This is a genomic window from Parabacteroides sp. Marseille-P3160, from assembly GCF_900162725.1.
In the GTDB taxonomy this organism is placed as follows: Bacteria; Bacteroidota; Bacteroidia; order Bacteroidales; family Tannerellaceae; genus Marseille-P3160.
Map to the genome: position 1 here is coordinate 775,085 of NZ_LT799418.1, position 24,087 is coordinate 799,171.

The 24,087-nt window shown below is 39.8% G+C and carries 18 protein-coding genes; 9 read left to right on the forward strand and 9 right to left on the reverse strand.

Going from position 1 to position 24,087, the window contains the following annotated elements; genetic code table 11:
• Window position 1: 1 nt before the first annotated feature.
• Window positions 2–352: a hypothetical protein gene (locus tag BQ8014_RS03210; RefSeq protein ID WP_080903102.1), complete on the reverse strand. Its 351-nt coding sequence runs from the start codon at window positions 350–352 to the stop codon at window positions 2–4.
• Between the two features lie 679 nt (window positions 353–1,031).
• On the opposite strand from BQ8014_RS03210, the gene BQ8014_RS03215 reads away from it, so the two are divergent.
• Window positions 1,032–3,800 (forward strand): outer membrane beta-barrel protein, encoded by a 2,769-nt coding sequence (locus tag BQ8014_RS03215; RefSeq protein WP_080903103.1) that lies wholly within the window; start codon window positions 1,032–1,034, stop codon window positions 3,798–3,800.
• Window positions 3,801–4,162: 362 nt separating this feature from the next.
• Window positions 4,163–4,306, forward strand: coding sequence for a hypothetical protein (locus BQ8014_RS19315; protein ID WP_160150020.1), 144 nt, complete (start codon window positions 4,163–4,165; stop codon window positions 4,304–4,306).
• Between the two features lie 39 nt (window positions 4,307–4,345).
• On the opposite strand, the gene BQ8014_RS03220 is transcribed toward BQ8014_RS19315, so the two are convergent.
• Window positions 4,346–5,518: a 6-bladed beta-propeller gene (locus BQ8014_RS03220; RefSeq protein ID WP_080903104.1), complete on the reverse strand. Its 1,173-nt coding sequence runs from the start codon at window positions 5,516–5,518 to the stop codon at window positions 4,346–4,348.
• Window positions 5,519–5,821: 303 nt separating this feature from the next.
• Here BQ8014_RS03220 and BQ8014_RS03225 point away from each other — a divergent pair, with 303 nt between their 5' ends.
• From BQ8014_RS03225 to BQ8014_RS03250, 7 genes are all read left to right on the forward strand, one after another.
• Window positions 5,822–6,397: an RNA polymerase sigma-70 factor gene (locus BQ8014_RS03225; protein ID WP_080903105.1), complete on the forward strand. Its 576-nt coding sequence runs from the start codon at window positions 5,822–5,824 to the stop codon at window positions 6,395–6,397.
• A gap of 64 nt (window positions 6,398–6,461) precedes the next feature.
• A complete protein-coding gene (locus BQ8014_RS03230) occupies window positions 6,462–7,397 on the forward strand; it encodes a FecR family protein (RefSeq protein ID WP_080903106.1) in 936 nt (311 codons plus the stop codon).
• Between the two features lie 249 nt (window positions 7,398–7,646).
• Window positions 7,647–10,970, forward strand: a complete 3,324-nt coding sequence (locus BQ8014_RS03235; RefSeq protein WP_160150021.1) for a SusC/RagA family TonB-linked outer membrane protein — start codon at window positions 7,647–7,649, stop codon at window positions 10,968–10,970.
• Window positions 10,971–10,982: 12 nt separating this feature from the next.
• Complete coding sequence (locus BQ8014_RS03240; RefSeq protein WP_080903108.1) at window positions 10,983–12,827, forward strand: RagB/SusD family nutrient uptake outer membrane protein; 1,845 nt, start codon at window positions 10,983–10,985, stop codon at window positions 12,825–12,827.
• Between the two features lie 162 nt (window positions 12,828–12,989).
• Entirely contained in the window at window positions 12,990–15,077 is a 2,088-nt protein-coding gene (locus BQ8014_RS03245; protein WP_080903109.1) for a glycoside hydrolase family 65 protein, read from the forward strand.
• 221 nt (window positions 15,078–15,298) lie between these two features.
• A complete protein-coding gene (locus BQ8014_RS19075; RefSeq protein WP_234997970.1) occupies window positions 15,299–15,424 on the forward strand; it encodes a RagB/SusD family nutrient uptake outer membrane protein in 126 nt (41 codons plus the stop codon).
• A gap of 26 nt (window positions 15,425–15,450) precedes the next feature.
• Complete coding sequence (locus tag BQ8014_RS03250) at window positions 15,451–16,626, forward strand: purple acid phosphatase family protein (RefSeq protein WP_080903110.1); 1,176 nt, start codon at window positions 15,451–15,453, stop codon at window positions 16,624–16,626.
• Here the strand turns inward: BQ8014_RS03250 and BQ8014_RS03255 are convergent.
• From BQ8014_RS03255 to BQ8014_RS03285, 7 genes are all read right to left on the reverse strand, one after another.
• On the reverse strand, window positions 16,609–17,520 hold the full coding sequence (locus BQ8014_RS03255; RefSeq protein ID WP_080903111.1) for a 6-bladed beta-propeller: 912 nt from the start codon (window positions 17,518–17,520) through the stop codon (window positions 16,609–16,611). The two genes, BQ8014_RS03250 and BQ8014_RS03255, sit on opposite strands and share 18 nt — an antisense overlap.
• A 38-nt stretch (window positions 17,521–17,558) precedes the next feature.
• A complete protein-coding gene (locus tag BQ8014_RS03260; RefSeq protein ID WP_080903112.1) occupies window positions 17,559–18,716 on the reverse strand; it encodes a 6-bladed beta-propeller in 1,158 nt (385 codons plus the stop codon).
• Window positions 18,717–18,733: 17 nt separating this feature from the next.
• Entirely contained in the window at window positions 18,734–19,000 is a 267-nt protein-coding gene (locus BQ8014_RS03265) for a hypothetical protein (RefSeq protein WP_080903113.1), read from the reverse strand.
• Between the two features lie 88 nt (window positions 19,001–19,088).
• Window positions 19,089–19,949 (reverse strand): class II fructose-bisphosphate aldolase, encoded by an 861-nt coding sequence (locus BQ8014_RS03270; protein ID WP_080903114.1) that lies wholly within the window; start codon window positions 19,947–19,949, stop codon window positions 19,089–19,091.
• 71 nt (window positions 19,950–20,020) lie between these two features.
• The gene (locus BQ8014_RS03275; protein WP_080903115.1) at window positions 20,021–20,689 is read right to left on the reverse strand and encodes a D-lyxose/D-mannose family sugar isomerase; all 669 of its coding nucleotides are present in this window, start codon (window positions 20,687–20,689) and stop codon (window positions 20,021–20,023) included.
• 27 nt (window positions 20,690–20,716) lie between these two features.
• Window positions 20,717–21,721, reverse strand: coding sequence for a carbohydrate kinase family protein (locus BQ8014_RS03280; RefSeq protein WP_080903116.1), 1,005 nt, complete (start codon window positions 21,719–21,721; stop codon window positions 20,717–20,719).
• A gap of 81 nt (window positions 21,722–21,802) precedes the next feature.
• Window positions 21,803–24,082: a GH92 family glycosyl hydrolase gene (locus BQ8014_RS03285; RefSeq protein WP_080903117.1), complete on the reverse strand. Its 2,280-nt coding sequence runs from the start codon at window positions 24,080–24,082 to the stop codon at window positions 21,803–21,805.
• Window positions 24,083–24,087 lie beyond the last annotated feature (5 nt).

Below are 24,087 nucleotides of genomic sequence, written 5' to 3' on the forward strand. Positions count from 1 at the left end.
TTCAAAAACGTTGTTTGATGTATTTGATCAGTATGAAAACAGTTGATACAATTATGGAAAGTAATAACAGATGCCCCACTATTAGCATTTCCCAGAATCCGGCGGAAAGAGCGGTAAATTCACTTAGTTCCGACCATAAAGCCAAAAACATAAATAAGCAAAAGGCCACGGAAATGTAGGATAAAAACAAGGCGTATATCTTGTTTTTCCATAGTAGCAGGGTTATTATCAATGCGATTATTGCCAATGCGGGATAAGAGATAGATCGGTCTTTAATAAGATCCATTAAAAATATAAAACCGGAACCTGCAAGAAAGAACATCTCCGGCAAAAAAGAAATTAACCTTTTCATATAATCGTATTTATAGGTGAATGATTCAGTATGAAATAAATATTATTTGAGCCTTTATGAACCGACCGGATTCCTTCCTGCCAATTAAATTTATTATATAACGAAAAAAAAGCAAATTAATTGTTTATGACTAAAAAAGTTAAAGAAATCGTTGAGCTGCTCGAAAAAATTAGAAACGTGTTAGGTGTATGAGTTATGAATTAAAGTTAGCAGAAGAAACCGATGAACATTTGTTCCAATGGCAAAAATCAGGAGTAAAAAAGGATTTGGGAAAAATAGTTCTCCTTATAGTAGTTATTATTTAAGGTTGGCAGCATGAAAAGAGTTTCATGCCGTACTGAAATCGTTTTTTCTCTCTATTGGCTTTTTTATCACACCATGGTGGGCCTGCAGGCCCACCATGGTGTGACTGGTGACCAACCTTGGTGGGCCACCAGGCACATCAAGGTAAAAAAAAGACCTGAATCCCTATAAATATACAATCGAATCCGTCCGATTATTCCGCGGAATAGGGAAATTTACAGAAAAGTGCATACCCGTGGAGGAATTTTATTCCAGCCATTCCTTCCTTAACAGAAAATAAATTTGCAACTTAGCACGTTATTGCCAGGACTACTAGGGTAATGGCTATAGAAGAATATACGGAATAGAGCCCATTCCTTTAATTCCTTAAAAAGAAATGAAGCATATAAATACCTGGTTTTTATTTTTGCTCTTATTCTTTTTCCCTTCCGCACTGCTTGCCCAGCAAATCAGGACTATTACCGGTAAGATACAGACTGTGGAAAACGGGAAAAAGGCGGGAAAAGACTTGCCTTACGCCAACGTTGTCATCCTGGAGAAAAAAGATTCTTCGTTTGTGAAGGGAGCGGCGACCGACGAGAAAGGGAACTTCAGGGTGCAATTTCCAGTACAAAAAGGGAAAAACTACTTGTTGAAATTCTCTTCTCTTGGTATGGAGACGGCTTATCGCGCATTGAACGACACGGCGTCAGTCCTCCGGTTGGGTACGATCCAATTGAACGAAACAGGCATCAACCTGAAGGAAACAATTGTTACCGCACAAATTCCCGAGGTGAAGATGGAGGGAGACACGACTATCATCAATGCCGACGCCTACCCTACGCCCGAGGGCTCTTATTTGCAGGATCTGGTGAAACGCATTCCCGGGTTGGAATATGATGAGAAGACACAGTCGCTGAGCTATAACGGTACGCCGATACGGGAGATCAATGTAAACGGCGAATCTTTCTTCTCCGGCAACCACCGAATCGCACTGGAAAACCTGCCTGCCGACTTTATCGGCAAAATCAAAGTGTACAATAAACGCTCCGAAACCGAACGGGCGACAGGGATGGACGACGGGGCGGAGAATTTTGTACTCGACCTGCAGACGAAAGAAGAGTTCAACAAGACGCTCCTTGCCTCAGCCAGCGCAGGATATGGCAATTATCGCAAAAAGGAGTTGGAAGGGCAGTTCAATTTCTTTCGGAAAGGCGGAGAGAATTTATCCCTTATGTTACGCTCCTCGAATACAAACCAAAACACGACCTATAAGGATAACCTCAACCGTTCCCTCGGCGTCAATTTCACCCGTAAGTTCGGCTCCTCGTTCAGCCTGAACGGAAATATCCAGCAGAACCTCAACCGCAACGGCGGCGTCTCCTCCACCTATCACGAACAATACCTCAGCAGCGGCAACCAGTATTCTTTCTCTTCCGGAGGGACACGCCAGGAAATGAAATCGTTCCTGTCTAATCTCAACGCAGTCTGGGAAATCGACAAACAAACGCAGTTTAACTTTTTCAGCAATATGGGACTGAACCGGAATGAAAGCGAGAATAACAGCGTGAACGCAACCTTTAACGCTCCGCCCGGCATCGATCTGACCGCCTTCGACCCGGATCTGGAAAAAATACCGGACAGCATCCGTTTAAACAACAACGACAATCGCGTATCGAACACCAACCGCATGCAGTACTATAATGGGTCGGCCAATTTCACCCGCCGCCTGAACGAAAAAGGGAGTAACCTCAGCCTTTCGCTGACGCATTCGAATACGACCGGAACGGGGCATAATTTTTCGGTCTCCCGCACAACTTACTTCCAACTGCCTGATGCAGCCGGGAACGACTCCGTATTACACCGCAACCAGTATCAGCGATCCCCTCAGAACAACCATTCATGGGGCGCCCGGCTTGCCTTCACACAACCGCTGGGCGAAAAGACAAGACTCCAGTTTTCTTATCAGTGGAACACGCGGAAAGAACAGGATTACCGGGATACGTACGACCTTTCGGTTTTTGCCGGAGACGAGGCGGTCGAATACGGGAAACTCCCTGCCGGTTATACCGAAGGATATACAGACAGCCTGAGCAACCGGAGCAGCAGCCGCACCCAGGGGCATACTCTCGGGCTCCGCCTCAATTATAACGACCGGACGTGGAACCTGAATTTCGGTTTTTCAGCCGCCCCTGAACAGAGAACGATCGACCGTAGAATAGGTAAATTGCAAGCAGACACGACTTTACAAACCTGTGACCTCCGTCCTTCGGCGCGCGCAGAATGGCGCAAGAAAGACAGCCGCCTCAGCCTGAATTACAACGGAGGCACCAGCCAGCCTTCTTTGTCGGCCCTCATCCCGTTGACCGACAATAGCGACCCGCTCTATATCACCCGGGGAAACACCGGCCTGAAGCAGTCGTTCAATCATAATCTTCAATTAAACCTGCATAACCCCGTCAAAGGATGGATGGCGAATATCGGATGGGGAACCGTACAAAACAGTATCACACAGGCCGTCTTATACAATGAGCAGACCGGAGGCCGGGAAACCTACCCCGTCAACATCAACGGAAACTGGAACCTGAACACCTTTCTCCTCTGGAATAAACGGAAAGGGCTTTTCTCCTTCCAATTGAACGGAAGGGGGGGTTATTCCAATAACGTCAGCCTGGTCAATGAAAACCGTTCGGCCATTCCCGAGCGAAGCCGCACCCGCAGTTCCAACCTGGGAGGAAACGCGCAGCTCGGCTACCAACCCCGCTGGGGAGGACTTTACTTTTCGTCCAACAATTTCTTTCAGCAATCGGTTAATTCGCTGACCGACAGCCGTACCCATACCCGTAATTACTCCTTCCGGTTGGAGGGATACGGAAATTTCCCATTCGGACTGTCCATTCGTTCCGATGCTTCTTATCATTTCCGGAACGGGACTAACCTGCAAGGAAATGACAACGACGAAATCTTGTGGAACGTTAGCGCCCTCTGGAGATTCCTGAAGAAGAAGCAGGCGGAGTTATCCATCAACTGGATCGACATCCTGGCCGACCAGAAAAATTACGAACGCAATTCCATGGCCGATGGTTTTTACGAACGGCACACCCAGCTCCTGCAAGGTTATTTCCTAATTACCTTCAAGTACAATTTACGGATCATGAAAAACTAAATTCATTGGACGGCATAAGTTTCCAAATATTAGGACATATTCTAATATACAAGACATTCAAAATTTACTTCATGATGTTGATAATAAGACTGTCTGCTTACACCAAACAGTACGCAAAGACGAGTCACTTTATAAATGGCTTGCTCCTTGTGCATCCTTTTTACCGTTTGGTGCCAGCTTTTTTTCGGATCGGAATCTTGAACATTTCTTCGGCTACGTCAATCAAAGAGATTGAAAAAAGAACAAACCGCAAAAACTAACAGTGGAATTAAACAAAAAGGAACAGTATAATACCACAATAAAACACAGTTTCCTTGGTTTCTCCAAATTTAAACATTAATTAACCTCTAAACCATATTAAAATGAAAAAAATAGGATCCACATGGAACTTGTGGAAGGTTGATTTGAAAAAGAAACAAAAAGATTTTGAACACCTGCTTTTCAATAAAGCAAATAGTGCAAAGATTTTGCGATTTGAGGAATTTGTCAATTCACTAACAGAATGATGTATAGATTCCAAGATGGATAATAAACTAAAAGCAGATCTATTTCTTATGTTTTATCAACATAATCACCGGATTGGATTCTTCGTTCAATGTTGCGGCAATTTCTTTTAGTTTTCCTTTCAACTCCCCTTTATTGTAAGATTCAACAAGCTTGTAAGCTTCTAATGGGTACCATGATTCGATTTCGTGATTGACAGGGGTTGTCGCACTCATATACATTTCTTTTTTTATAGAATAATCTCCATTGAAAATAGTATAATTTCGCATCGCCTTTTCCTGTCTGTCATACATCATGTAAGTTTTCGGAAAACCATTTCTTGTCTCCCAGTTATATTCATTTTTAGTGGCTTCCATAAAAAGATAAGAGTCAGAAATAAGATGAAGAGTCAGGAATATTTCCGGATCCATGGATTGAATGGACGGAGACCTTACGAGAAACGGATGCAAACTATAATCCGGCAACATCGTATATACCGTATCAGACGATAGTTCTATCAATATCCAGTTTCCTTTATGTGGAATCATTGAACGATGACGGCCGGGAAAAACAACGGTTGCCGAACCGGGAGTTTCCCCGTCCTTGATTTGTCGCAGAAATTTTTTCTTTTCATATGGGATTTCAATTTCCTTTGTAATGCTTCCATCCTGTTTAGATACGATGAGAAATGGTATCTTTTCATTGTATTCATTGTAGCAAATCAGATTTCCTTTATCATAATTAAAAATGTTGGTATAAAATTCTTCATGGTCAGTAGCGACCTTTTGTTTAAAACTTCGCTTAAAATTTCCTCGTAAGTCATAGACAAGGATTCTTCTATTAAAAAGATCATTGGATAGAATTTCATTATTATCTTCATCTAATATAATGCCAGCATTAATGCTTATATACTCTTCGGGGCCTTGACCTTTACGGTTTATCTTTTGTATGGCTTTTCCATCCCTACCATAAATAAAAATATCACCATTCCGAGAGTTTGTAACCAATATAAATTTTTCACCGACAAAATTCACAACCCCTCGGTTATAAAAACCCTCTTTCGTCTCTAACGGAACATACTCCACATCCATAAAGTCCTGGAGGATCAGTTCCTTTTTGGGATAATCGGTCTTAGTGACATCAACTGTTATGAAATCATCGTTGCCTGCTTGCCTTTGTCCGCACCCTGCCATTACTAACAGGATCATTGTCCAAATTAGATTAAGATTTTTCATATTAGCCTTATTTAAAGTTCGTAATAAGCAAAATTATATCTTATTATGAACATGTAAGTTAATGCATGACGTTTTTATTAATAGCATTATGCTTTTGTAACTATTCAATGTTTGGCAACGCATAAGCAATCTTGAATCTCTTTTTAAAGCGTATAAAATCAACCAAAGAAACTTGATAAGTTATTAGAGGTTTTAAGGATGCTTGAAAAAACCATTGATTTCATATATTTGCACTAACCGGAATCGCCAGGGAATATTTATATTTGCTACATAACAGGAAAACTAATAAAAGCCTATTCTATTTTGGAAAAACAAACAGACCTATTTTTCAACCAAATTTTGGTAAAATATAAACAACGCTATATCCGCTTTGCACAATCTTATGTCCACGACACTGAGGCAGCGGAAGATCTAGTAATGGACAGTCTGTTATATTATTGGGAAAACAGAGAAAACCTATCAACAGTGGAAAATGTTCCCATGTATCTATTGACGGTAATAAAACATAAATGCCTGAACTATCTGCAAAGGCAATGTACCTGGGATGATTTATCGGAAAAAATCTTATCAGATAAAGAATGGGATCTCCAAATGCGTATTTCTTCGTTAGAGGCATGTGATCCACAGTCTCTTTTCTCTGAAGAGATTCAACAACTATTTGATAAAGCGCTTGAGACATTGCCGGAAAAGACACGCCGCATCTTTATGATGAGCCGCTCTGACGAAAAATCGTATAAAGAAATAGCCGAAACGATGAATCTGACGACAAAAAGCATTGAGTTCCATATGAGCAAAGCCTTGGGTGTTCTACGAATTGCATTGAAAGATTATCTCCCCCTGTTACTACCTGTATTCGAATTCTTCTACGGTCGTTTATAAAAAAAATCACTTTTCCATTAGGGTACCCGGACGTTCATTTGCCTTATATACAGAAACGGGAAAAATGGATCAGAATATATTATATAACTATTTCAAAGGAAATGCTTCAAAAGAGCAGCTTTCCGAAGTTCGAAGATGGGTCGAGGCCGATCAACGAAACAAAGAATCTTTTCTGAAGCAAAGAGAGTTATACGACATCATCCAGTGGGTGGATATTCCGAACCCAATGGTAAAAACAAAAAACACGCTATCAATAAAACTCCATACGCTGATAAGGGTTGCAGCCATTGTCGTAATCGCATTTCTCTCAGGGATCTATTTCCTCACTAAAGATCAGAAAGACATAAACCTGGCGATGAATTCCATCTCGGTTCCTGCGGGTCAAAGGGTTAACCTCGTCTTGTCAGATGGCACCCAAGTGTGGCTAAACTCCCGTACGGTTTTCTCTTATCCATCTTCTTTTTCCGGAGATTTAAGGGAGGTCTACCTAAATGGCGAAGCTTTCTTTGACGTAACGAAGGCGAAAGATCAAAAATTTATTGTACATACGGAACGCTGTAACATTGAAGTCTTCGGCACGAAATTTAATGTCGAAGCCTATGCCGATTCGGATGATCTTTGCACGGCATTACTGGAGGGTTCTGTCAAAATGATCAATAACAATCATCCTGAGGACTTTGTCTTACTATCCCCGAATCATCGGGTGGAGATGAATAAAAAGGGAGAAATGTCGTCTATGCCTATTGAGGATTATGATCTCTATCGTTGGCGAGATGGATTGATCTGCTTTAAAAACACAAACTTCAAAGAGTTGATGAGACGTTTTGAAAAATGCTATGGCATTCGGATTGTTATAGAGAATAAAAAGATATCAGATTATGAATGCAGCGGTAAATTCCGTATCTCTGACGGGATCGATTATGCACTGAGGTTATTACAAAGCGATGCAAAATACACCTTTGAAAGAGATGCCGATGATACCGTAATTTACATAAAATAATAACCTAAAAAACAAGATGCCTATGAATGACCATTTTTGTTAACCTTTAAGAAAAATGCCGACAAGTGCCCCACACCTATCGGCATATAACTAACACAATTATTTCTAATTATATTAATTTACAAGAACTACAAAGATATGAAAAAAAAATCTTTGTCGGAGGTCTCTGCTATGAAAAGCCTCCGATGGATACATTCTTTTAGAATTATGAAGATAGCCACTTTCTTTTTTATTTGTTGCATTTTCTGCATGAGTGCAAGAAATGCAAATTCGCAAAATGTGAAGGTTACTATAATCAATAGCAACACTACACTTGAAAATGTATTGAACGACATAGAAAAACAGACCGATTTCCTGTTTATCTATAATAAATCGGTAGACGTGAACCGAAAGGTTTCCGTTGATCTACGCAAGGCGCCGCTGAAAGAGGCATTACATTATCTATTTGACAAAACCGATGTTAAATATACGATTGATGGTTCCTATATTGTATTGTCTGCTAATGCTAACAAAAGTGAAAGTGATGGAGTCACATTTACACAGCAACAGCAACCCCCAAAAGTATCAGGGATCGTTACTGACGAAAAGGGAGAACCTCTGATCGGGGTGAATATAGTAGAGAAAGGAACAAGTAACGGAACAATGAGTGACCTGGGTGGGAAATTCAACCTTTCTATTCCTAATCAGAAAGCGGTATTGGTGTTTTCATTTATCGGATATATGGCGCAGGAAATTCCGGTTGGCAATCAGAAGACGATTGATGTTGTTTTGAGAGAAGATACCCAGACATTGGAAGAAGTGGTCGTGGTTGGATACGGGACAGTGCGTAAAAGTGATTTGACGGGAGCCATTTCTCAAATTGATCCAACTAAAAAGGTTGAAAAACTCACCTCAAATGCAACAGATCTTTTAAGAAACAGTGTGGCAGGATTATACATTCCTTTTTCAACTACCGCAAAAGGAAATGTTAACATGGGAAATGCGTTAATACGCGGGACAACTTCTTTAAAAGCATCTAATGCCCCGTTAATTGTGCTTGACGGAGTGATATTCGAGGGTGATTTAGCTGACATTAGTTCCGGAGATATAGAACGAATTGACGTAATGAAAGATGCCAGTGCTGCTGCAGTGTTCGGTTCACGATCGGCTAACGGTGTAATTAATATTACTACCAAGAAGGGAACTGTAGGAAGGCCAACCATTAATGTGAATATGAACGTAGGTTTTGTAACCCCTTCTTTTATTCGTCCCGTTCTCAGTCCTGAGGGATATATTGACATGAGACATAATTTATTGCAATATACAGCTCCAAGGGATAATCAACCCGGGTATTATGACAATCCTAATAATTTACCTTCCGGAGTATCTTTAGATCAATGGCTAGCATATAGTAACGCTAGTGGAGATCCAGCCAATATCTGGTTGGGCAGATTGGCCTTACAGGATGTGGAAATAGCCAATTATAAAGCTGGCAGAACTATTGACTGGGCTGACCAAGTTTTTCAGGCCGGACTTAGGCAAGATTATTTGACAAGTATTACTGGAGGAACAGATAGGATTAATTACTATTGGTCTGTAAACTATTCCGACAATAAAGGATTTACTGTCGGGGAAGAATATAAGAGTTTTCGGTCAAGATTAAATTTGGAAAGTAAAATTGCCAATTTCCTTACCATTGGTCTGAATGTCCAATATGCCAATCGCGATGAAGGCGGTATCGCAGCTGATTGGAGTGCATATTCCCGATTATCTCCTTATGGTTCAATGTATAATGATGACGGGACGATGAAATATGCGCCGCATGATGATCCGGCAGTAATAAACCCGCTGATTAACAGGGCGTATAATGAGAATTACAATAAATCCAATGACCTGAATAGTAAGATGTATGCTATTATTACATTACCTTTCGGTATTACTTACCAATTTAATGCAATCAATAATTTTGGGCAAAATCGTACATATAAACATGTATCATCAGACTATCCCGGTAATGCTACAAACGGCCAAGCATCCCGAAGTAATGCTGATTCATGGCTCTGGAACATAGAGAATATCGTTAAATGGAACAAAACTTTTGGTTTGCATAATTTTGACCTGACCTTATTGGCCAACGCAGAGAAATATCAATATTTTTCCAATTTACAGTCAAACACACAGTTTTCGCCATCGGATATTTTAGGATACCATAACATGGGAGCGGGAAGTGTTCCGGTTATTTCTAGTAATGATTATGTCAGAACAAGAGATGCGCTGTTGGGCCGGTTAAATTATACATTTAATGGTAAGTATCTATTGACAACTTCTATCCGAAGGGATGGCTATTCGGCATTCGGACAGGATAATCCGCACGCTTTTTTCCCGTCATTAGCATTAGCATGGCGTATATCTGACGAATCATTCTTTAACCTGAATTCGGTTGACAATTTAAAAATAAGAGTTTCGTGGGGAGCTAACGGTAACTCAGCCATTGGTGAATATGATGCTTTAGCAGCCTTGTCAGGAGGAAAACACTTGTATGCCGATGAAAGTGGCTCTGCCTATACAGTTAGCAGTTTGATTATAAATCGGATGGCTAATACAGGCTTACAATGGGAAAAAACAACAGCTTACAATGCAGGGGTAGATTTTTCTCTTTTTAAATATCGATTGAATGGAAGTATTGAAGGTTATTTGTCAAAAACAACTAATCTCCTTGTTGACAGGTTGCTCCCGAATGTTACCGGATATGATAGAATCGCTTCAAATTTAGGACAGGTAAACAATACCGGTATAGAAATCACTTTAAATTCCATCAATATGGATATTCCAGGTAAATTGGAATGGCAAACATCTGTAAATGCTTCACTTAACAAAAATAAAATTATCCATCTATATGGAGATATGGTGGATGTTTATGATGAGAACGGGAATAAAATCGGTACTAAGGAAAGTGATGATTATACCAACAGATGGTTTATCGGACATGCTATTGAAGCAATATGGGATTATAAGCAGAATGGTGTTTGGCAAATCGAAGATGCTGAATTAGCCAGCAAAGCTGGTGGGTTTCTTCCCGGAGAATACCGTATGGTAGATGTAAATGGAGATGGGATTTATACAGAAATAGCTGACAAGCAATTTCTTGGTTATTCCAAACCGCAGTTCAGATGGAATATGATGAACGATTTCACTTTGTTCCGAAATATTTCCGTTTCATTTTCGTTGTACGGGCAACACGGTTGGAAGAAAAATTATGTAGAGAAATTTGGCAACGAAAGAGAAAGTGATTATGTAATCCCGTATTGGACTGAGGAGAACAGGAGTAATAAATGGGCAAGAATGTCTAACAGGGATGGAGATCCCAAACCACAATCCAACTATATAGATATGGGCTTTGTACGTCTATCGGATATTTCTATCGGCTATCAGTTTCCTAAACACCTTACGGATGGATTTCATTTGCAATCCCTCAAAATATACGGAAGCATTCAAAATGTAGCTGTATGGTCCAAATGGCCGGGATGGGATCCTGAAAATACAAACGGGCCTTCCCCAAGATATTTTAATTTAGGCATTAATATTAAATTGTAAAAACATATTATTATGAAATACAGATTTTTTGCAATGTTTATTACCTTGTTATCATTAACTGTAGCATGCAGTGACGATTTTCTTAAGCCTGAACCCCTATCATTCTATTCTCCAGAAAATTCACTGCTGGATAAAAATGGCATGGATGGCTTGTTAGCAACTTGTAATAAAGTGTTAAGGGGTGAGTATTATAGTCACATGGCGATGTTTGCATCCGAGCTTATTGCTTCCGATATTGCTATTTTCGGTGGAGATGATGACAATGTTCCTATAGATTTGGATGTAATACTTTTGCCTGATTTTACCACTGGCTTAAGTAAGGATATTAAAATTGCTCAATACTGGACAGCATGGTACAATATAATCAAATACACCAATATGATTATCAATCGTATTGATAATGCACAATTTGCTTCGGACGCTGAGCGGAATGCAGTGCTTGGCGAAGCCTATTTTTATCGTGCATTTAGTTACTACCGTTTGGTACATCAATTTGGCGATGTGCCATTGGTTTTGGATGAAATAAAGAGTCCTCGGTTGGATTTTTACAGTTTTAGCCGGGAAAGCATCCTGAAAAAGATGGAAGAAGATATGGAGCAAGCAGTTAATTGGCTACCGACTTCCTGTCCTTTTGGTAGAATTAATAAGGCTTCGGGAAATCACCTGCTTGCAAAAATATATTTAGCGCTTGGTGATTTTGACGGGGCAATCGATGCTACCAACGCTGTTATTAATGATGGCATTCATTCCTTGATGAGAACCCGTTTCGGCGTATACAAAAATGCAACTTACCTGACTGAAGGCTTTCAGGCCTATGCAAATGGCGGATCTATCCCGTTAGACGTGATTTATGACCTTCACCATTGGGAAAATAAGGCATCTGCCGAAAATAAAGAAGTACTGTTTGTTTTCATTGATCGTGCTGATATGGAAGGAAGCACCGATGAGATAGTCACTATGAGAAACTGTACACCTTATTGGAATAGGGTAGGCGTTGTTAAAACACCAACCGGAGTTGGAGGTATGATGCGGGAATTTGACAACTTGGGTATGTATCGGTTTATAGGTAGGGGACAAGGTTTTCTAAGGACCAATAACTGGATGAATTATGATATGTGGAAGGAAGATAAAGACTTACGCCATAAACAACCGAACTGGTGGCGAATGGAAGATTTGGTATATAATAATTCCGCTTTACTTGGGACCGAAAACGAACAGTATTACGGAAAACATGTTGTTTCTCAAAATACTGGCTTAGATTCCATCAGGTGTTGGTCTCCGTTTTCCAATAAATTTATTGTTCCTGATCCAAGGGTGCAACCTAATGGATATCATTCTGACTGGTATGTTTTCAGGATTGCCGAAACGTATCTTTTGCGTGCCGAAGCTTATTTCTGGAAAGGTGATTTGGCAAATGCAGCAAAGGATATCAATGAAGTACATCAACGGGCGGGTTGCGATCCGATTCCTGCATCGGAAATGAATATCGGTACAATATTGGATGAGCGGGCGAAAGAATTGTATTTTGAAGAACCCCGTAAATGTGAATTGACCCGTATTTCTTACCTGTTTGCAAAAACTGGCAAGGCGTATAACGGCAAAACTTATTCATTGGGGAATTTTTCGGAAGACAATTTTTATTATGACAGGGTGATAGAGAAGAATCATTTTTACAGGGAACATATTTTGAATAAAAATGGGTCCAGGTATAAAATATCTCCACAGCATATCTTATGGCCGGTTCCTGCCGACGTAATCAATGCGAACACACAAGGCAGGATTAATCAAACTCCGGGATATTCTGGCAGTGAAGCAAATATTCCTGTTAAACAGTATCCTGAAGATTATAGTAACTAAGTTCATATTCATTAGGCTGTCCAAAAAATATCTTGGACAGCCTATTATTCATTCATAAATAACGAAATGAAAAATAAATGAGTCCCGTCAGGGAAAATGATCGTTCTTTATTGGGAAAAAGAGAACAAAGTAGAATTATTTCTTATGATTAATTTTTAAAAAATGAAACGAATCAAACTTATTCTTATTATTGTTATTATTCAGGTATTAGGCTGTGCTTCTTATGTAAAAGCCGGATTTAACATACCGAAAGCTATTAGTTCTGCCGATGTTTACAGAAATATTTGTGAAAATGCCTCATCCGTTCCATTGTATCAGGGAAATGGACATTGGGGGTGTGCTTATGGTATGTATGGATTGCACGACCGTCCGGATCAGATTAATAAATACGGAAAAACTCAGTATATGCATTTACAACATCATGTCAGGGCAGAATTCAATGCCGATTATTTACTGCCTATGGCAAAAATATATTGGGACAAAATCCCTGAAAAGACAGAGCAATATACACAACACCAATCGTTTTATGATGGAACCATTTGTACACAGTTTGCATCGGGGAGGAGTAACGTGGAAACTACGACATGGTTCGACCCTGTTAGTAGAAATATGGCCGGAATTAAAATAGAACTTGACGGTTCCGCATTTGATATCATACTGAAACCTTTCGAGAAAACGCCGGTACATTATAATCAGATCTTGATGCAAACATCCAGAATAAGCAATGAATCAGGTGTTTGGAAAATTGATATCAGTTGTAAAAATGTAACTTCATCCATATATATAAAAACCAATGTCAACGTAAAAAAGGAAAGTAATTACTTGCGTTTTCAGCTACATAAAGGCAAAAATGAAATACTTATTTCAATTAATGAGCCAATAAAAATATCAAATGCGAAATCATTGAATGAAACCATTCAATGGTGGCATAATAAGTGGTTGAATATAGGATGTTTGATGATACCTGATACGGAAGCACAAAATATGTGGGTTCGGTCAATGGCTATGTTCCTGTCGTCCTATAACAATGATGGCGCCGGTTTACCACCACCATGTGGTTATACCGGAAACGGGTGGCCTTTCTGTTTTCCTCAGGATATATCCTATATTCATCCGATGCTTTTAGCTACTGGGAATATCGATATTGCTAAATCATGGATAGAATATTTTTCAGCAGGATTAAATGGAATGAAAGAATATACGAAGAGATTAACAGGAGCAAACGGCATTCTATGTCCATGGGTATTGCCATATGACGGATTTAATGGATATCATGATCCTGTTCCTCCAAATATGTGCTATTACGAAATTCATAATTCGGGTTATTTGGCGAGGATGGCCTATGAAACGGCAATTTTTGTGAATGATGATAATTGGACTAAAAAATATGCCATTCCACTCATCAGAGAAACGGCCGAATTTTATAAAAGTATCAGTAAGAAAGGAGAAGACGGACTTTGGCATTTATTTTTAATTCCATCGATGGGACAAGATGAAATGGGTGGCGTCAATCAAAAAGATTACCTATGTGCTTTATACAGTGCTAAATATTGTTTTCAACGAGCAATAGAATACAAATTGGATACGGATGGCAGCTTTCAGGAGATATTGGATGGATTGGCATTTCCTGCCTTGTTGTCTCCGCATAGTTTTTATTATACTTGTTTGGGAAGTGGTAATACTGACTTTGGAAAACAGAAACACCCCGTTCAACTAAATGCTTTAACATGCTTACCAGTTGATAGAAAAATGTCTGATCCATCGCGGAATGCATATGATTTACGGTACAAAATCACGGCAGATTCAAATAAACCGTATTTTCATGGTTGGACATTAGGCGCTTTTCTTTTAGCTGGATCGAGGTATGGAAATATACAGGAATGGTCAAAAGATTGGAATAATCTTCGTAAGTCAGATTATGTAGATGCTGAATGGATTCAAATATACGAAACAAGTAGAAGTTACGGGGCGTCGTTTTATAATACAACAAATGGGTTGGTTGCTCAATCTCTTTTAAATAATTTAATATGTGATTGGTATGGCAAGTTGGAAATCGCAAAATGTAATCCTTGGCAAGGCGACATATATCTAAAAAATATCTATTCCAAATTAGGTATTATCATAAATGGACTGATTAATGAAAGACATGCACGCTTGCATTTTAAAGCATGGAAAGATACCGAATTTGAATTAAATAGTGAAATAATAAAATTGAAAAAAGGGGAGACTATTAAAAAAGAGATTAATTAGTCACCTTAATTATATGTTGATAGATTATTCTTTAATTAGTGAATAAAGATTACAGTAAAATAAAGAGGGTGTGTCAGCGGTCAAAACCACATATGCATATGGCGATGTAATTCGTTTCTACAACAATGCTGATGGGGGTGGGCATCTTTCGTCCCGACTCAAAATTTGGTCGACATATTTGAAATGGTGGATGGTAAGATGATCGTCGTGCTGTTATCAATGTGAATGCTCCCCGTGAAGATCGCTTGGTAGAGGTTCGTTATTTCGATAAAAAACAGTTACATTTGCCTATTCCGCAAACTGAAATGGATGCTAATCCTCAGTTAGTCCAGAATGAAGGTTATTAATAAATATTACTTATATTTTACTTACAATGAAATATATCAGAATTTTAATATCTGTACTTTTACTGACAGTTGCCACACAAGTGGCAACTGCACAGATTAAAATCCTTTATGGACCTTATCTGCAAAATGTAAAAGGTAATGAAGCTACTATTGTTTGGGTAGCAGATAAACCGTCCATAGGCTGGGTAGAATTGGCTCCGAATGATCAAACTCATTTTTATGGGGAAGAAAGGCCGAAATATTTTGACACCACAAATGGAGTTAAAAATATGTCCTCGCTTCATGCTGTAAAAGTCAAAGGATTAACCCCTGGCACTACTTATCGTTATCGTATCTATTCGCAGGAAATACTCAAACATGAAGGCATTTTTGTGATGTACGGACGTGTAGCGGCATCGAATGTATTCAGTAAAGAACCGTTGACATTTACAACTTGTGATCCGAATAAGAGTGAAGCCTCTTTTGCAATGATTAATGACATCCACGGACGTGAGAACATCATTACGAAGCTGTTAAATGCCGCCAATTATAATGATAAGGATTTAGTTATTTTCAACGGAGATATGGTCTCTGAGTTCAAAGATGAAGAAACAATCTTCAATGGATTCATGAAAGAAAGCATTGATTTGTTCGCTTCAGTGAAACCGATGTACTATGCGCGTGGAAACCACGAAACCCGTGGTGAGTTTGCCACATCATTCCAAAAGTATTTTTCTCCGAAAGAGCCTTCTCTTTATTTCATTTTCAGACAGGGACCTATTTGTTTTATTATGTTGGATACTGGGGAAGATAAGCCTGATTCCGATATTGAGTATAGTGGCATCACTGACTACGACGGTTATCGAACAGACCAGATGGAATGGATGAAAGAATTATATAAAAATGAAGATTTCAAACAAGCTAAATTTAAAGTGGTGATTGCACACATGCCACCTTCTACGGATCCTAATATTTGGCATGGCCAAAAAGAGGTTTTGAATAAGTTTGTTCCTATACTAAATGAACTAGGGGTTGATTTAATGCTATGCGGACATCTCCATACTAATAAATATGAAGAACCGAGTACACGCATTAAATTCCCTATATTGGTTAACTCTAACAATAGCGTTGTTTCGGTAGAAACTAATGGAAATCAGATGAATCTGGTGGTGCTTGATTTGGATGGTAAAGTGGTTACCAAGAAATCATATTCGGCTAAATAAATTAATTAAATTTTTTGAAAAGGTTATCTGGCATAAAGTTGGATAGCCTTTTTTGTTTACAAAATAGGGTATATATAATTTATTTTTATACCCGTTTATTCTGCCGATTACTATTTTCCCATTTACAAGATATTTGCCTCGGTTGATATCAAATTGATCTTCCCCCGGATTTGTTGCTTTCTTGCCACAATCGATTTGATAGGCCGGCTTCAGGCTGAGTTTTTCATCCAGCAAATAAATTGTCTCTGACAGATCGTTTTTGTAATAACACCGGCCGTCCTGTTTATAAAAGAAAGGGATGGAGAGCATAAACCCTATAGGAGCTTTATAGGATAATAGTCTCTCTTTTATCATTTTTCCTTGCAGGTCTAATAAACATAATTCCTTCTTTGTATCAAGGTAGAGCACGTTATTCAGCACGTAATAATTTCCAATTCTTTCCATCCGACTCGAACAGTAAGAGCGCGGTAATGATATTTTTTTGAGAAAATCGCCCTTATAATTATAAATATAGATGCCTGTATTACAAAACAAAAAACACTTTCTCTCTAAATCATCAATATAAAAACCATGCAACCTGACGTATTCACCGGGACCTTGTCCTTTTCTACCAATCCTATTCAGGTATTTTCCGGTTGTTGCGTCAAAGCGATACATTTTACATTCGAGTTGATCGTGCACAAAAATATACTGGGCGGTAGTAATTATTTGTAATTCTCCGGTCAAAAGACATTCATCGGTCGTTTCAAGAGCTACATATCTTATTGAAGAGGCGTAGTTACTGATTTTGCGCTCGGTTAAACTCATACTTTCCACGAGGGGAATCTTTGTCTGTGCAATGGAAAAAGATATGCATAATGAGTTGATTATAAAATAAAAGATAATTTTTTTCATACGTAATTTATAATTATGCTCCTTCGGTAAGGCGCTTGTTATTTCTTATGCTTTATCAACATAATCACCGGATTAGATTCTTCGTTCAATGTTGCAGCGATCTCTTTTAATTTCCCTTTCAGTTCCCCTTTCTTATAAGATTCAACAAGTTGGTAGGCTTCTAAAGCGTGCCATGACTCGATTTCGTGATTTACAGTCCATAACAAGTTCATGTATATTTCCTTTTTTGTCGTATAGTCGCCATTGTAAACAGTATATCCTCCAAAGGCCTTTTCTTGCATGTCATACATGAAGAAAGTTTTCGGAAATCCTGAATTTGTATTCCAGTTATATATATTTTTTATAGTTTCCATGAAAATATAGCGATCGGAAAAAAGCCTCAACATAAGAAAAACTCCTGGATTCATGGATTGAATAGGCGGAGTTCTAACGAGAAACGGACGCAAACTGTGATTCGGCAATAATGTATAAACGGTATCAGACGAAGCTTCTGATAGCATCCAATTGCCTTTGTAAGCGATTATTTTACGATAAGGACCGGGACTCGCAATATTGATATTTTCTCCATCCCTTAATTGTTGCTGTAATAAAATCTTCTTTTTAAAAGGAATTTTAATCTCTTTGGTAATACTCCCATCCTGTTTGGAGACGAGAACAAATGGTATCTTCTCATTGTATTGGTCATAGCAAATCAGATTTTCTTTGTCATAATTGAATAGGTCAGTATAAAATAACGTTCCGCCGCCTTTTTTGTGTTTAAAACTTCTTTTAAATTTTCCGTATAAGTCATATACAAGGATTTTTTGGAGAGAAATATCGTTGATAAACATTTCTCCGTTATCTTCATCTAAAGTAATGCTAAAACAACTGATATATTCTTCTCCTCCTTGCCCTTTACGGTTTATCTTTCGTAAGGCTTTTCCGGTTCTGTCATAAATCAAAATATCCCCCTCGTCCCGGTTTATTACTAATATGAATCTCTTGCCTATATCCTGTACAAAGCCTTTATTAAGAAACTCGTCATTCGTCTCCAATGGGATATATTCCACATCCATAAAGTCCTGAAGGATCAGTTCCTTCTTCGGATAACTTGCCGTTACATCAACCGTGAGGAAGTCATCAGTTGGTTGTTTATTTCCTCCGCATCCTGCCATTCCAAACAGGATAATTGCCAAAATTGTAATCGATCTTTTCATATTGATTCGATTTAAAGTTACTGATTATCAAAGATACATCTTATATTTTTCTTAAAAAATAGCCTATCGGAACCATATTCGCATGGGTTGAAAACCGGAAAATCACCCGGGCCATCCAGGTAGCATGGGATATCTTCGATCCCGAAACCTACCGGCGTGAGATAGAAGCATTCCGGAATATCGATTGCGAAGAATGTTTCCTGGTTATTTCCGAAGAAGAACGGGATGTAATCGAATTCGGCAAAACCATTCGGATCCGTCCGGCCTGGAAAATATTTCTTCAAACTTTTTTGCCAGACGTAGAATCAATATAAAGAAAGGACTACCGGACCGACTCTCCCGGTTTGAATTGATATATAATTAGATCGATTTTTATACCCGATTATTACTTTCGAATAACAAAATATGTTTCATAACAACCTGTTTGGTAGCCTCCACCATTTTATATTTCATTTCAATATAACTTGGTTTTGAAATAGTTCCTAAGTATGCTTGCATTTCTTCGGCGATTCCTAATTGGATTGCTGTCGCTACATTTATCTTGCTGATGCCATTATGAATACATGCTTTAAAATCTTCTTCGCTTGTTCCTGAACCGCCGTGTAGTACAAGAGGAATGTTATTTCGATCTTTTATTTCGATTAGCCGCTGGATATTCAATCTGGGAGTTGCAATATACTTTCCATGAAGATTCCCTATGGCAATAGCCAGAGCATCAATACCTGTTTGCCGGATGAACCGGGCAGATTCTTCCACGTCTGTAAACACATCCGCCGTACTTGCATTGCCCGTGCCTTCACCTTCCCCACTCCCTGTATCACCTACTTTTCCCAGTTCGGCTTCCACATCAACGTCAAAAGCTTTTGCCATTCGGACTACAGCGGAAGAGACACGGATATTTTCTTCTAACGGTAATCCCGAACCGTCTATCATCACCGAATTGAAACCTAAACGTATCGCTTTTGCACATGTTTCAAAACTTTGACCATGATCCAAATGTACCGCAACGGGAACTGTCGCTTTTTTTGCACTCTCAATAAATATTGGCGCCATTAAAGCAATAGGCGAATAAGGAAATTGAACTTCCGCTAATTGCAAAATAATGGGTGATCGAAGTTCTTCGGCAGCTTGGATTGCACCCATTACATTCTCTAAACTCAAACAGTTAAATGCGCCAACTGCGTATTTATTCCGGTAAGCATCTTGCAGTGCTTCTTTAAATGATATAATCATAGAATATAAATAATTAATTAGTTTTTATTTGTTTGGAATCCTTTATCTCTCTTTTCGAAGGCATACGTTCTCTATTTACCATATTCGTTGCACAAACAAAAGCGTGCGGGTTCGTCTTCTATGATTTGAGGAAAGCGTCCGAGGGATTCATAGAAACGGTTGTCGTTGCTATCATCATTTACGGTAGATACCTCACCTACAAGGGCAGGTCCGCCCTCAGCCCAGAAATTATGATAGACGTACGGCTCAAAACAGATGCTTTCTCCCGGTTTCAGACGTACGGTATCCCCGGCATGGAAAGTATGCAATACGCTGTCAATCTTCAGGGTAAAAGCCTTTTCGGTTTTTTCATCGGTGCGTTCGTCGGCCTTCCAGAGTTGAATGCAAAGATCCCCGCCTCCGCGGTTGATGATGTCTTCCATCTTCTTCCAGTGGAAGTGCGTGGGAGTTACCTGATTATTACCGACTATCATAATCTTTTCGCAATACGGCTTATAAGGAACGCGTGCCGGATAGCCATTACGGACAGTAAACAAGGTCAATCCCTCTTCCGAAAATTTTCCTTTGCCGAAATCGGTAATGTCCCAACCCAACTGAGCGACCCGTATTTCATCGTATTCTTCACCTTTGGTTTTCCATTTGTCCGGAGAAAAATAAGCCCATGATGGGAGTTTAAACGAGTGTTTACTAAAAAAATCAATGGCAAAATCAATTTGCCTGTTTATTTCACTTCTTTTCATATATAAATTGTTTGATAGGTTCTATGATTACGAATTTTTGTCGATAAATTTTTGCAGTTCGGGTAAGGGAACCGCTCCGTCCGTGCTGTTTTCGCTCAACAGGTTAAACCGGGCATTGGCATTGGCAAGCCTGAGCAAATCTTCGAGCGGAAGTTTTTCGTGTATTGCATACAATGCTCCGGCGCAAAAGGCGTCACCGGCTCCTACCGTGCTTTTAATCTCCGGTTGTGATACGGTAAAGGCAGGAACAAAAAGTTGCCGTCCGTCTTTTCGCATGGCAAACCCGCCTTCGGGGAAATGGATCACTACCATTTGGCTGACGCCCTGTTGAAAAAAGTATCCGGCGGCTTCCGGAAGAGTTTCTTTGCGGATGCCGTTCTGGTGCCTAAGCTCGATGCCGGCACATGCTCCCGCCTCAATCTCATTACAGATGATATAGTCTACGTATTTCAGGCTCGGTGTAACCACACTACGGAAACGGTCTCCCTGTTCGGAAACCACATCGATAGAGGTGGCGTATCCTTTGGCTTTCAACAGATGCAGTACCCTGGCGGCGACTGTTCCGTATTGTTCATCAGGTAAGTCCAACCTGTCCAGCAACAAAAGATAGCCCAGATGGAAAATCCGGGCGGATGTGTCCATCCCCGTAAAATCGGTATAATCCAAACAGGCATTGGCGCCCCGGTAATGAAAGAACGTCCGGACACCGGTCCGGCTCTCCGACACCACATCGGTGAATGAGGTAGTAAGGTTGTTACGGACAGACATGTAAGAACGGTCGATATGATGCTTGTCGAGTTCGTCCAAAATATACTTTCCGTCGGCATCGGCGCCGACAATGCCCCCCGCCCATAAGGGCAAGCCTGTCCGCATACGTGCCAAATCGACCAATACATTGTGTGGGCATCCGCCCAAAGCCTTCTGGGCAACTACTGTGATATTAGCCAGATTGCCTCTTTCCGGCCACGTGTCTATCATTTTAATATGGTCGATGACCCAATTCCCTGCTGAAATGATTCCGTTACGTTGCATACTAATTTAAGGTTAAAAAATGGTTCAACTGCAAGCTATAAAAAATGATTCGTCATATTAATTCGCAAAAGCATTGCCTTGTTAGTCGTTGTTATTATAAGAAAAAGGAGGCGTTGTTTTCCCAAATTTTGTAGCATTAGGCCCCATTTTGAATTTAAACACCGCCCCGTTTTTGATATCGCTGTGTTTAAACCAGGCCTGTTTCATATTCTTACCATTTCGGGTCACTGATTCTACATATTTATTTTCTTCCGATGCATTTTCTCCATCAATTACTATCTTTTTCCCATTTTCCATTTGGATTGTTACTTTTTTATAACGAGGGCCGTTTACCAGATAAAGATCCTGCCCTGCTACCGGGAAAAAACCCAATCTTGAAAATATAAACCAACTGCTCATAGCCCCGGAATCATCATCTCCGGGATAGATGCTCCTTGTAAAATTCTCAGACACCTTTCTGACATAAAAAGAAGTGAGATCAGGGCGTAAAGCATAGACAAAAAGAAAGGGGGTAAGGAAACAGGGTTCATTACTAATCTCTATTCGATTACCCACGTAGTATTCAAGTCGTTTGACGAAGGTCGCATCGCCACCCATAAGACCGATCAGTTTATTCATTTGATGAGGTGCATAAAAAGAATAGGTCCAACTGTCCCCCTCATAAAAGTACAGGCTATAGGAACCTTCAGGATTGGTTTTAGGATCGATAGCCATGAATTTATTGGCTGTATCTTTTGCCTGGATGAATCCCTCAAAGCCTTCGCTGGCGGTATTGGCATTCCATAGGTTAGTCCATTGAGAGCTTCTGTTCAGAAAGCGGGTTTTATCATCTTTCCTGCCCAGACCTCCGGCAACCACGGAGGTGCAATAATCATTATAAGCAAATTCAAGGGTTTTCGATGCAGAGGCATGGGACATTTTGGGAATCGTATTGAAGGGTACCCACCCCCGATCGTTCTCCCGGTAGTAAGGCGTTCTTCCCGAAACTGTCGCATGCCCTTTAAGCAGATTGTATGCGTCGTTCCAATTAATGCCGGAAACGCCTTTCACATAAGCGTCAGCAACTAATACATCCACAGCGTCTCCTCCCTGTATCATATCTCCCGCGCCACATAACAAGGCATCATAGGCATAGCCGTAGTGCTTAAATACCTCGCAAAACGATTTTATATTATCCCGTACCACCTGCTCTTTTATGAGGGTCAAAAGAGGAAATTCTGTCCTGTAAGTATCCCAGACACACAATTGATCGTCGTAATAGGGGCCGGAATAATCCCACGGACAATCTCCGGTTCTGTCCTTTGGAGAAATTAAGGCATGATATAAGGCTGTATAGAAAATGATTTTTTCACCTTGGGAAATGGTTTCATCGTCGATCAGAATGCTGCTTAATGCTTTATTCCATATATCGGCCGCGTCGGTTTTAACCTGGTCAAAATCCCAGACCGGTATTTCACTGGCCAAAAAATTCTCGGCGTTTGCAATGCTTTTGGTCGATATGGCTACTTTCAGATAAATTTTTTCTTCCTTCGATACATTGAATTTCAGATAGCATCCCACCCCGTCTCCCGAAATAGAGTCGGATCTTTCATGTAATTTCCGCTCATCGTTTCTGAACATGCCATGACTGATTAATGGCTTGCTGAATTGAATGGCATAATATATTTTCCCTTTTGAATAATACCATCCGTCATTGATCGATACATAACCTGTAATCGTATTCTTTGCAGAATCATAATTTGCAGTAGAATAAGTCGATTTGGAAAACAAGGAGTGGGAGGGGTAAATGACTATACTGGCTTCGCCATTCCGGGCTTCAGGGTAACTAAAACGGAAAATCGAAGCATGATCGGCAGAAGCGATCTCCGTTTTAATTCCAAACTTCGTTAAATCAACGGAATAATAATCCGGCCGGATTTCTTCATAGGCTTTTTCAGAATCATGACCGGTAGGAGTATTGTCATCCCAGCAATCCAATCCAATTTGAGGAGAAACAAGAAAATTGCCATATTTATATACCGAACCGGTATTAATAACCGTAAAACCTGTTATTTTCCCATTCGCGTTATAGCCTGTCCTTGTTTCCGGAGTATGAGGGCATGGACGTATGGAACCAAAAGGAAGAGATATTCCAAATGAACAATTGCCTTCTACTATCCCGATATGTTGATCTACATATTGCAATAGATCTCTTACCTCAAACGATGAAGGGTCGTTCGGGTTTACTTCCTTTGGCGATAGACCGATATTTTGCAACTGTTGTTTGTTGTCCCGGTCTGTTTTCGTACGGGGAGAGGCAATCAAACTGCAATTAATCCATAAGAGTAAAAAACAAAAAATGTGAACGGTTCTTAGTTTCATGTTTT

Excerpts from the sequence above, each read along its gene's own strand:
- BQ8014_RS03275 (WP_080903115.1), bottom strand. The coding sequence starts at position 20,689 with ATGAAAAGAAGTGAAATAAACAGGCAAATTGATTTTGCCATTGATTTT.
- BQ8014_RS03245 (WP_080903109.1), top strand. The coding sequence starts at position 12,990 with ATGAAACGAATCAAACTTATTCTTATTATTGTTATTATTCAGGTATTA.
- BQ8014_RS03240 (WP_080903108.1), top strand. The coding sequence starts at position 10,983 with ATGAAATACAGATTTTTTGCAATGTTTATTACCTTGTTATCATTAACT.
- BQ8014_RS19315 (WP_160150020.1), top strand. The coding sequence starts at position 4,163 with ATGAAAAAAATAGGATCCACATGGAACTTGTGGAAGGTTGATTTGAAA.
- BQ8014_RS03255 (WP_080903111.1), bottom strand. The coding sequence starts at position 17,520 with ATGAAAAAAATTATCTTTTATTTTATAATCAACTCATTATGCATATCT.
- BQ8014_RS03220 (WP_080903104.1), bottom strand. The coding sequence starts at position 5,518 with ATGAAAAATCTTAATCTAATTTGGACAATGATCCTGTTAGTAATGGCA.
- BQ8014_RS03215 (WP_080903103.1), top strand. The coding sequence starts at position 1,032 with ATGAAGCATATAAATACCTGGTTTTTATTTTTGCTCTTATTCTTTTTC.
- BQ8014_RS03260 (WP_080903112.1), bottom strand. The coding sequence starts at position 18,716 with ATGAAAAGATCGATTACAATTTTGGCAATTATCCTGTTTGGAATGGCA.
- BQ8014_RS03285 (WP_080903117.1), bottom strand. The coding sequence starts at position 24,082 with ATGAAACTAAGAACCGTTCACATTTTTTGTTTTTTACTCTTATGGATT.
- BQ8014_RS03235 (WP_160150021.1), top strand. The coding sequence starts at position 7,647 with ATGAGTGCAAGAAATGCAAATTCGCAAAATGTGAAGGTTACTATAATC.
- BQ8014_RS03230 (WP_080903106.1), top strand. The coding sequence starts at position 6,462 with ATGGATCAGAATATATTATATAACTATTTCAAAGGAAATGCTTCAAAA.
- BQ8014_RS03250 (WP_080903110.1), top strand. The coding sequence starts at position 15,451 with ATGAAATATATCAGAATTTTAATATCTGTACTTTTACTGACAGTTGCC.
- BQ8014_RS03210 (WP_080903102.1), bottom strand. The coding sequence starts at position 352 with ATGAAAAGGTTAATTTCTTTTTTGCCGGAGATGTTCTTTCTTGCAGGT.
- BQ8014_RS03280 (WP_080903116.1), bottom strand. The coding sequence starts at position 21,721 with ATGCAACGTAACGGAATCATTTCAGCAGGGAATTGGGTCATCGACCAT.
- BQ8014_RS03270 (WP_080903114.1), bottom strand. The coding sequence starts at position 19,949 with ATGATTATATCATTTAAAGAAGCACTGCAAGATGCTTACCGGAATAAA.